The sequence below is a fragment of the Streptomyces sp. NPDC059895 genome (assembly GCF_042731035.1).
Lineage (GTDB): Bacteria > Actinomycetota > Actinomycetes > Streptomycetales > Streptomycetaceae > Streptomyces.
Genome location: NZ_JBHWKO010000098.1, coordinates 1 through 9,176, shown reverse-complemented (window position 1 = coordinate 9,176; position 9,176 = coordinate 1). Strand labels below are relative to the sequence as shown.

The window sequence follows — 9,176 nt, the reverse complement described above, 5'->3', positions numbered from 1 at the left end:
GCACTTGGTGAGCGGCCGGCCCCTCGCCGTGTTCGGGGGCTGCGGCTTACCGCCGGTGCTGCGAGTCCGCCACCGTGACCTCGACCCGCTGGAACTCCTTGAGCTCGCTGTAGCCGGTGGTGGCCATCGCGCGGCGCAGGGCGCCGAAGAGGTTCATGGAGCCGTCGGGGGTGTGGGAGGGACCGGTGAGGACCTCCTCGACGGTGCCGACCGTGCCGAGGTCGACCTTCTTGCCGCGCGGCAGTTCCTCGTTGACGGCCTCCATGCCCCAGTGGTGGCCGCGGCCCGGCGCGTCGGTCGCGCGGGCGAGCGGGGAGCCCATCATCACCGCGTCCGCGCCGCAGGCGATCGCCTTGGGCAGGTCGCCGGACCAGCCGACACCGCCGTCCGCGATCACGTGCACGTACCGGCCGCCGGACTCGTCCATGTAGTCGCGGCGGGCGGCCGCCACGTCCGCCACGGCCGTGGCCATGGGCACCTGGATGCCGAGGACGTTGCGCGTGGTGTGCGCGGCGCCGCCGCCGAAACCGACGAGGACACCGGCCGCGCCGGTGCGCATGAGGTGCAGGGCCGCCGTGTAGGTGGCGCAGCCGCCGACGATCACCGGGACGTCGAGCTCGTAGATGAACTGCTTCAGGTTCAGCGGCTCGTGCGCCCCCGACACGTGCTCCGCCGACACGGTCGTGCCGCGGATGACGAAGATGTCCACGCCGGCGTCCACGACCGCCTTGGAGAACTGCGCCGTGCGCTGCGGGGACAGCGCGGCCGCGGTGACCACGCCCGAGTCGCGCACCTCCTTGATGCGCCGGCCGATCAGCTCCTCCTGGATGGGAGCGGCGTAGATCTCCTGGAGCCGTCGGGTCGCGGTCTCCGCGTCCAGTCCGACGATCTCGTCCAGCAGCGGCTGCGGATCCTCGTACCGCGTCCACAGCCCTTCGAGGTTCAGCACGCCGAGGCCGCCGAGCTCACCGATGCGGATCGCGGTGGCCGGGGAGACGACCGAGTCCATGGGAGCCGCCAGGAACGGCAGCTCGAAGCGGTAGGCGTCGATCTGCCAGGCGATCGAGACCTCCTTCGGGTCCCGCGTACGGCGGCTGGGGACGACGGCGATGTCGTCGAAGGCGTACGCCCGGCGGCCGCGCTTGCCGCGCCCGATCTCGATCTCAGTCACGTCTGTGGCCTTTCCCTGATGCGTTTCAGCGTTGTCCAGTATCGCCGACGGGTACGACAAGGGCGGCCCCGGAGTTCCGGAGCCGCCCCTGTGCGGTCCCCACGCGCGCGTGGGGGCCACTTCGGTCACCGCTTGGCGCTGTAGTTCGGCGCCTCGACGGTCATCTGGATGTCGTGCGGGTGGCTCTCCTTGAGGCCCGCCGAGGTGATCCGGACGAACCGGCCGTTCGCCTGGAGGTCCGGCACGGTCCGGCCGCCGACGTAGAACATCGACTGGCGCAGGCCGCCGACCAGCTGGTGGACGACGGAGGACAGCGGGCCGCGGTAGGGCACCTGGCCCTCGATGCCCTCGGGGATCAGCTGCTCGTCGGAGGCGACGCCCTCCTGGAAGTAGCGGTCCTTGGAGAACGACCGGCGGTCGCCGCGGGTCTGCATGGCACCGAGGGAGCCCATGCCGCGGTACGACTTGAACTGCTTGCCGTTGATGAAGAGCAGCTCGCCGGGGGACTCCTCGCAGCCCGCGAGGAGCGAGCCCAGCATCACGGTGTCGGCGCCCGCGACGAGGGCCTTGGCGATGTCACCGGAGTACTGCAGGCCGCCGTCGCCGATGACCGGGATGCCGGCCTCCTTGGCTGCGAGCGAGGCCTCGTAGATGGCGGTGACCTGGGGGACGCCGATGCCGGCGACCACCCGGGTCGTACAGATGGAGCCGGGGCCGACGCCGACCTTGATGCCGTCGGCGCCCGCGTCGACGAGGGCCTTGGCGCCGTCACGGGTGGCGATGTTGCCGCCGATGACGTCGACGCCGGAGGAGTTCGACTTGATCTTGGCGATCATGTCGCCGACCAGGCGCGAGTGGCCGTGCGCGGTGTCGACGACGATGAAGTCGACACCCGCCTCGATCAGCGCCTGGGCGCGTTCGTAGGCGTCACCGGCCACGCCGACCGCGGCACCGACCAGGAGGCGCCCCTCGGCGTCCTTGGCGGCGCGCGGGTACTTCTCGGCCTTGACGAAGTCCTTGACCGTGATGAGGCCCTTGAGGACGCCCTCGTCGTCGACCAGCGGAAGCTTCTCGATCTTGTGCTTGCGCAGCAGCTCCATGGCGTCCGTGCCGGAGATGCCGACCTTGCCGGTGACCAGCGGCATCGGCGTCATGACCTCGCGCACCCGGCGCGTGCGGTCGTTCTCGAAGGCCATGTCGCGGTTGGTGACGATGCCGAGGAGCTTGCCGGCGCCGTCGGTGACGGGGACGCCGCTGATGCGGAACTTGGCGCACAGCGCGTCTGCCTCGGCGAGCGTGGCGTCCGGGTGGATGGTGATCGGGTTGGCCACCATGCCGGACTCGGAGCGCTTGACGAGGTCGACCTGGTTGGCCTGGTCCTCGATGGAGAGGTTGCGGTGCAGGACACCGACGCCGCCCTGGCGGGCCATCGCGATCGCCATGCGCGACTCGGTGACCTTGTCCATGGCGGCGGACAGGAGCGGGATGTTGACCCGCACGTTCTTGGAGACGTACGAGGCGGTGTCGATCTCGTCGGGAGCCATGTCCGACGGGCCCGGCAGCAGCAGCACGTCGTCGTAGGTCAGCCCGAGTGTCGCGAATTTGTCGGGCACTCCGTCGACGTTGGCAGTCATGACACCTTCCCCAAATGGCCTTGCTCGGTGCGGATGTCCATGCTAACGGGAAGCGCACCTCCCGCATTCCACGATTCCACGGCCGACGGCGGCCCCGAGCTTCGTATGTTCGTACGACGCCGTCGTGGCGCCTGGTGTTCCGAGGCGCCCCTGGCCTGGGGCGTTCTGCTGTGCCCTCGGCCGGGGGACTACTGCTCCGCGAGCGCCCGCAGTCTGCTCAGCGCGCGGTGCTGGGCCACGCGGACGGCCCCGGGTGACATTCCCAACATCTGGCCGGTCTCCTCGGCCGTGAGGCCCACCGCGATGCGCAGCAGGAGCAGCTCCCGCTGGTTCTCCGGCAGGTTGGCCAGCAGTTTCTTGGCCCATTCGGCGTCGCTGCTGAGCAGGGCCCGCTCCTCCGGCCCCAGGGAGTCGTCCGGCCGCTCGGGCATCTCGTCGGACGGGACCGCCGTCGAGCCCGGGTGGCGCATCGCCGCGCGCTGGAGGTCGGCGACCTTGTGGGCGGCGATGGCGAAGACGAAGGCCTCGAAGGGACGGCCGGTGTCCTTGTAGCGCGGCAGGGCCAGCAGGACGGCCACGCAGACCTCCTGGGCGAGGTCCTCCACGAAGTGGCGCGCGTCACCGGGCAGACGGGACAGCCGGGTGCGGCAGTAGCGCAGCGCCAGGGGATGGACGTGGGCGAGCAGGTCGTGTGTGGCCTGCTCGTCTCCGTCGACGGCGCGATGCACGAGAGCGCCGATCGCCCCTTGGGCACGGACCGCCTCGTCATCGCGCATCGGTCCATGGTGCCCTGCGGCCGTACGGTCCGCGGCACCACGCCCGTCGTTGTGCACCGAAGCGTTATGAGCAGGTGCGCCGGAACTCATCCCTTGCGCCCTCCCCTTCCGCTCGACCGACTCGTCCCCGAGGAACTCCACACCTCAAGGATGCGGCATCCGCGGCGAAACGAGCAGCGGGCACCCGGCGAAGCCCTGTGCGACGCCTGTCCACCGGCCTCTCCACCGGTCCGCGTACCGGCTCTCCCGCAGGCCCGGGCCCCCGTTCCTCCGCCGCCGGACCACGTGCCGACTCCTCCGCCGCCGGACCACGTGCCGACTCCTCCGCCGCCGGACCACGTGCCGGTTCGGCCACCGGCCCGCGCACCCGTTCCTCCGGCACCGGCCCGCGCACCCACGGCTCCGCCGCCGGCCCGCGCACCGGATCGGTCACCGGTCCGGCTGCCGGATCGGTCCCCGGCCGACGGGAGGGGATGTCCCGCGCGCCGCGTACGGAAACGCCGCGTACGGAACACCGAGTACGGAAGTGCGACGTACGAACTACGGTCGCCCAGGTCGCCCCGGACCCGTCCGCCTCCGCGCGCTCCCGCCGCTCGAACAGGTTCGCGCGGGGGCGCCGCCGTCGCCCCCCGCCCGTCGTCGCGGGCGGCGCCGACCGGCTCCGGAGCGGGCCGTCCGGGTCAGCGGACCAGCCCCCAGCGGAAGCCGAGCGCCACGGCGTGCGCGCGGTCGGAGGCACCGAGCTTCTTGAACAGCCGGCGGGCGTGGGTCTTGACGGTGTCCTCGGAGAGGAACAGCTCACGGCCGATCTCGGCGTTGGAGCGGCCGTGGCTCATGCCCTCCAGGACCTGGATCTCGCGCGCCGTGAGCGTGGGCGCGGCGCCCATCTCCGCGGAGCGCAGCCGGCGCGGGGCGAGCCGCCACGTGGGGTCGGCGAGGGCCTGGGTGACGGTCGCGCGCAGTTCGGCACGCGAGGCGTCCTTGTGCAGGTAGCCGCGGGCGCCGGCGGCGACCGCGAGCGCGACGCCGTCGAGGTCCTCGGCGACGGTCAGCATGATGATGCGCGCGCCGGGGTCGGCGGACAGCAGCCGACGTACGGTCTCCACGCCTCCCAGTCCGGGCATGCGCACGTCCATCAGAATCAGGTCCGAGCGGTCGGCGCCCCAGCGGCGGAGGACTTCCTCGCCGTTGGCCGCCGTCGTCACGCGCTCGACGCCGGGCACGGTCGCGACCGCGCGGCGGAGCGCCTCTCGGGCAAGCGGGGAGTCGTCGCAGACGAGGACGGAAGTCATGGCCGCCCTCCGCAGCTGATGCGCGTCACCTTGTGCCTCCAGGCTGGTACGAATCGTCACCTGTGCGGTCGACCGTCTCGGACGCCTGCCCGAGCGTTTGTGTTCTCAACCGCCTCCGCACTCTCAACGACGGTCACTCGAAAGAGTTACGGGGCTGCGTGCACTCTTCGGCACTCTACGTGAGGGGGCGGACACGGTGGAGGCAGCCGCGCGGACCCTCAAGCTTTCATCACAACCGATGCCCCGTTTGGCCTTATTTCTTCCCATTTACTGGTGTCTGAGGCTAGATTCGCAATGAGTCATATTTTCATCTCCTTAGATCGTAGTTGTACGGTCGTGGGCACCGTATCCGCTCGAAACGGCTACAAGGGGTCACGTAATGGCAGATTTCTCCCGCCTTCCCGGACCGAACGCGGACCTGTGGGACTGGCAGCTCCTGGCCGCCTGCCGCGGGGTGGACAGTTCGCTCTTCTTCCATCCGGAGGGCGAACGCGGGGCGGCGCGGAGCGCTCGCGAGAACTCGGCCAAGGAGGTCTGCATGAGGTGCCCGGTCCGCGCCCAGTGCGCGGCGCACGCCCTGGCGGTGAGAGAGCCGTACGGCGTGTGGGGCGGGCTGACCGAGGACGAGCGCGAGGAGCTCATGGGCCGGGCGCGTCACCGCCTGGTATCGGCGTCGACGGGTGGGGACACCGCCCAGAACAGCTGAAGGAACGTTTCTGCACGCGTCGGGGGGTGAGTCCACGCGTGCCTGCATCCGTGTGTCCCGTGTGTCCCGCCGCTGCCCGCCGCCGACGCCCCTGAGCCCCCCTGCGCGCCCGGGTCCGTCTCCCGCCCCTGAGACCCCCTGTGCGTGCCCGGGTCCGTCTCCCGCCCCTGAGACCGCTCCCGCCCACGCCCCTATCCGCGCGCGGCCGCCCGGCCCAACTGCTCCAGCGTCGCCCTCACCGCCGGCACCTGGGCCAGGTCGGGAAGCGTGAGGGCGACGATCTCCCGTCGTACCGCCGGTTCCAGCGTCACCGCGCGCGCCCCTCGGGGCCGTACGGACTCGATCGCGAGCTGCGGCAGGACGGCCACGCCCAGGCCCGCGCCCACCAGGCCGGCCACCGCCGGGTAGTCGTCCGTGGCGAAGTCGATACGGGGAGTGAAGCCGGCGCCCTCGCAGACCTCCACCAGCTGGCCCCGGCAGCGCGGGCAGCCGGCGATCCACGGCTCCCCGGCGAGGTCGCCGATGTCGAGGGAGCGAGCGCCGGCGAGCCGGTGGCGTTCGGGGAGGAGGGCGACGAGCCGGTCCGTCAGCAGGGGGCGGACGACCAGGTCCGCCCACTCCTCGGAGCCTGGCGCGTCCTCGTAGCGGAAGGCCAGGGCGACGTCGCAGTCGCCGGCGCGCAGCTTGTCGACGGACTCGGGCGGCTCGGCCTCCTCCAGGGAGACGCGGGTGCCGGGGTGCGCGGCGCGCAGGGCGGCCAGCGCGGTCGGGACGAGGGTGGAGCTGCCGCTGGGGAAGGAGACGAGACGTACCCGGCCGGCCCGCAGTCCGGCGATGGCGGCGACCTCCTCCTCGGCGGCGGTGAGCCCCGCGAGGATTCCGGCCGCGTGCCGTACGAGGGCGTCACCGGCCTGGGTCAGGCGCATCTCGCGGCCGCTGCGCACCAGCAGGGGCGTGCCGACGGACGCCTCCAGGGCCTTCATCTGCTGGCTGACGGCGGGCTGGGTGCAGCCCAGCTCACGCCCCGCCGCGGAGAAGGAACCGGTGGCGGCCACGGCGCGCAGCACACGGAGATGACGGGCCTCGATCACACTTCGAGGGTACCTCCGCACATAAGTGAATCTTGGATGTGGCGGCGATTAATGCGTCGACACTTTGATCGCGGCTCCCCTACCGTGCGGCCATGAGGCTTCTGTCTGTGAATGCGGGCCGCCCGAAGCAGGTGACGTACACGAGTCATCCGGAGGGCGTCACCGGCATCGACAAGCGGCCGGTGGACGGGCCGGTGCGGGTGTCGGCGCCCGGGCCGAGCGGCACGGCGGGCAGTGGTCTCGCCGGGGACGCGGTGTGCAACCTGCGGCACCACGGCGGCGACGACCAGGCGGTGTACGCCGTGGCCCGCGAGGACCTCGACGACTGGGAGCGCGAGCTGGGGCGCACGCTGTCCAACGGCGCGTTCGGCGAGAACCTCACCCTCACCGGTCTGGACGTCTCCGGCGCGCGGATCGGCGAGCGCTGGCGCATCGGAGCCGAAGTGGTGCTGGAGGTGACGGCCGGGCGCGTTCCCTGCCTCACCTTCCAGGGTCATGTGGGTGAGCGGGGCTGGGTGAAGCGGTTCACGCAGAAGGCCGCGACGGGCGCGTACCTGCGGGTGATCTCGCCGGGCGAGATCCGCGCGGGGGACCCCGTCGAGATCGTCCATCTGCCGGAGCACGAGGTGACGGCCCGTATGCAGTTCCAGGCCGTCACCACGCACCGGGAGCTGCTGCCGCGCCTGCTGGCCGCGGGCGAGGCCCTGCACTCCGAGACGCTGGCGACGGCCCGGAAGTACGTGGCCGAACACGGCGCCTGAAGCATCGACACCTCCGGGTCGCCACCGGGGACGGGCGACCGGGGCGCGGGGCGCCACCGGGGACGGGGAACCGGGGCGCGCGCACGGGTCGCCACCGGGGGGCGTGCGCACCGGGCCTTCACCTTCGGGAGGCGCCGTGCAGAGAGCGGACTGTGCCGGTCCGGGTCACTACCCTTCTGCCATGACAACGGCTCTGATCACAGGTTCGACCGCGGGCATCGGCGCCGCGTTCGCGCGGCGGCTGGCGGCGGACGGGCACGACCTCGTGCTCGTCGCCCGGGACACCGGGCGGCTGCGCGAGCAGGCGACCGAGTTGCACGACCGGCACGGCATCGAGGCGGAGGTACTGACCGCCGACCTGGCCGAGGACAAGGGCATCGAGGCGGTGGCCGACCGGCTCGACGACCGCAGGAACCCCGTCGACCTGCTCGTCAACAACGCGGGCTTCGGCAACAAGGGCCGCTATCTCGACGTATCGATGGCCGACGAGCTGAGGATGCTCAAGGTGCACTGCGAGGCGGTGCTGCGGCTGACCTCGGCGGCGACCGCGGCGATGCGGGAGCGCGGACGCGGGGGCGTCGTCAACGTCGCCTCGGTGGCCGCCTTCCTCCCCCGCGGCACGTACGGCGCGTCCAAGGCGTGGGTCGTGCAGTTCACGCAGGGGGCCGCCAAGGACCTGGCGGGCAGCGGGGTGCGGCTCATGGCGCTGTGCCCGGGCTTCGTGCGGACCGAGTTCCACGAGCGCGCCGGGATGGGGACGGACAACATCCCGAACTGGATGTGGCTGGACGCGGACAAGCTGGTGGCGGCGGCACTGCACGACCTGGCGCGCGGCAAGTCGGTGTCGATCCCGGATCCGCGGTACAAGGCGCTGATGGGCGTGGTGAAGGTGGTCCCGAGGGGCCTGCTCGGCGGGGTCAGCTCGCGGACCGGGCGCAAGTACGGCCCCCAGTAGCGGGCAGGACCGGCCGCCCGGTGACGGGCGGGTGACGTCGGCGCTCCGGTGGGAAAATGGGCGTGACACAACCGGACCCAGGGGGGCCGGAGGCGGCGTCATGACGTTCGTACAGCTCATCGACTGCAGGACGAGCCGGTTCGACGAGATGAACCGGCTGCTGGACACATGGGTGGAGCAGACCAAGGGGAAGCGGACCGCGACGCACGCGCTGGTCGCCAAGGACCGCTCGGACGCGTCGCACCTCATCGAGATCGTGGAGTTCCCGTCGTACGAGGAGGCGATGCGGAACTCGAACCTTCCGGAGACCGACCGGATCTTCCAGCAAATGGTGGCCCTGTGCGACGAGATGCCCACCTTCACCGATCTCGAGGTGGTGCGGGACGAGCAGCTCAACCGGAAGGTCGCGCGGGAGTACTTCGAGGATCTCGGCCGGACCCCCATCGACCGCCTGCTGGAACGGCTCACGGACGACTACGTCGATCACGACCCCGCCAATGCGCAGGACACCGGGCTGCGGGCGACGCGCGAGGAGGTCCTCGGCTGGCGGCGGTCCTTCGACTTCTCGATGCGGGTCGACGCCCAGACCGCCGAGGACGACACGGTGTGCACGCGCTGGACGTGGACCGGCCGCCACAAGGGCGACTTCCTGGGCATCCCGGCCACCGGGCAGGAGGTCGCCATGACCGGCATGACCTGGGGGCTGTCGAAAAATAACTCCTCGGTTTCTGAGTTCTGTTGGCTCGTAGGATGCTGGTGTGGCGGAGGGGATCGAGGCGGGGCTTTCGGA

9 protein-coding genes are annotated in these 9,176 nt (G+C 71.5%); 4 read left to right on the top strand and 5 right to left on the bottom strand.

All coding sequences use genetic code 11. The features are described from left to right. Positions 1-46: 46 nt before the first annotated feature. The 4 genes from ACFV9M_RS41290 to ACFV9M_RS41275 all read right to left on the bottom strand — a co-directional run bounded on the left by ACFV9M_RS41290 (position 47) and on the right by ACFV9M_RS41275 (position 4,873). Positions 47-1,171 carry a GuaB3 family IMP dehydrogenase-related protein gene (locus ACFV9M_RS41290; RefSeq protein ID WP_385079375.1) on the bottom strand — a complete coding sequence of 375 codons (1,125 nt, stop codon included), beginning with the start codon at positions 1,169-1,171 and terminating at the stop codon, positions 47-49. 125 nt (positions 1,172-1,296) lie between these two features. Then, the gene (guaB, locus tag ACFV9M_RS41285) at positions 1,297-2,805 is read right to left on the bottom strand and encodes an IMP dehydrogenase (protein WP_385079372.1); all 1,509 of its coding nucleotides are present in this window, start codon (positions 2,803-2,805) and stop codon (positions 1,297-1,299) included. Between the two features lie 188 nt (positions 2,806-2,993). Continuing rightward, entirely contained in the window at positions 2,994-3,581 is a 588-nt protein-coding gene (locus ACFV9M_RS41280) for a sigma-70 family RNA polymerase sigma factor (RefSeq protein WP_385079369.1), read from the bottom strand. A gap of 680 nt (positions 3,582-4,261) precedes the next feature. Then, complete coding sequence (locus tag ACFV9M_RS41275; protein WP_003948568.1) at positions 4,262-4,873, bottom strand: response regulator transcription factor; 612 nt, start codon at positions 4,871-4,873, stop codon at positions 4,262-4,264. A gap of 379 nt (positions 4,874-5,252) precedes the next feature. On the opposite strand from ACFV9M_RS41275, the gene ACFV9M_RS41270 reads away from it, so the two are divergent. Next, positions 5,253-5,579, top strand: a complete 327-nt coding sequence (locus tag ACFV9M_RS41270) for a WhiB family transcriptional regulator (protein ID WP_385079366.1) — start codon at positions 5,253-5,255, stop codon at positions 5,577-5,579. A 191-nt stretch (positions 5,580-5,770) separates the two neighbouring features. Here ACFV9M_RS41270 and ACFV9M_RS41265 read toward each other — a convergent pair whose 3' ends face one another. Beyond that, on the bottom strand, positions 5,771-6,670 hold the full coding sequence (locus tag ACFV9M_RS41265) for a LysR family transcriptional regulator (RefSeq protein ID WP_385079363.1): 900 nt from the start codon (positions 6,668-6,670) through the stop codon (positions 5,771-5,773). A gap of 92 nt (positions 6,671-6,762) precedes the next feature. Between ACFV9M_RS41265 and ACFV9M_RS41260 the strand changes: the two genes are divergently transcribed. From ACFV9M_RS41260 to ACFV9M_RS41250, 3 genes are all read left to right on the top strand, one after another. Next, positions 6,763-7,431, top strand: a complete 669-nt coding sequence (locus tag ACFV9M_RS41260; RefSeq protein ID WP_385079360.1) for an MOSC domain-containing protein — start codon at positions 6,763-6,765, stop codon at positions 7,429-7,431. Positions 7,432-7,612: 181 nt separating this feature from the next. Further along, positions 7,613-8,386, top strand: a complete 774-nt coding sequence (locus ACFV9M_RS41255; RefSeq protein WP_385079357.1) for an SDR family NAD(P)-dependent oxidoreductase — start codon at positions 7,613-7,615, stop codon at positions 8,384-8,386. A 100-nt stretch (positions 8,387-8,486) separates the two neighbouring features. Then, a partial coding sequence (locus ACFV9M_RS41250; RefSeq protein ID WP_385102726.1) for an ester cyclase occupies positions 8,487-9,176 on the top strand: 690 nt, incomplete at its 3' end.

What these genes read in the sequence shown, in the direction of transcription:
- ACFV9M_RS41270 (WP_385079366.1), top strand. Translation starts at nt 5,253, where the DNA reads ATGGCAGATTTCTCCCGCCTTCCCGGACCGAACGCGGACCTGTGGGAC.
- ACFV9M_RS41255 (WP_385079357.1), top strand. Translation starts at nt 7,613, where the DNA reads ATGACAACGGCTCTGATCACAGGTTCGACCGCGGGCATCGGCGCCGCG.
- ACFV9M_RS41260 (WP_385079360.1), top strand. Translation starts at nt 6,763, where the DNA reads ATGAGGCTTCTGTCTGTGAATGCGGGCCGCCCGAAGCAGGTGACGTAC.
- guaB (WP_385079372.1), bottom strand. Translation starts at nt 2,805, where the DNA reads ATGACTGCCAACGTCGACGGAGTGCCCGACAAATTCGCGACACTCGGG.
- ACFV9M_RS41275 (WP_003948568.1), bottom strand. Translation starts at nt 4,873, where the DNA reads ATGACTTCCGTCCTCGTCTGCGACGACTCCCCGCTTGCCCGAGAGGCG.
- ACFV9M_RS41280 (WP_385079369.1), bottom strand. Translation starts at nt 3,581, where the DNA reads ATGCGCGATGACGAGGCGGTCCGTGCCCAAGGGGCGATCGGCGCTCTC.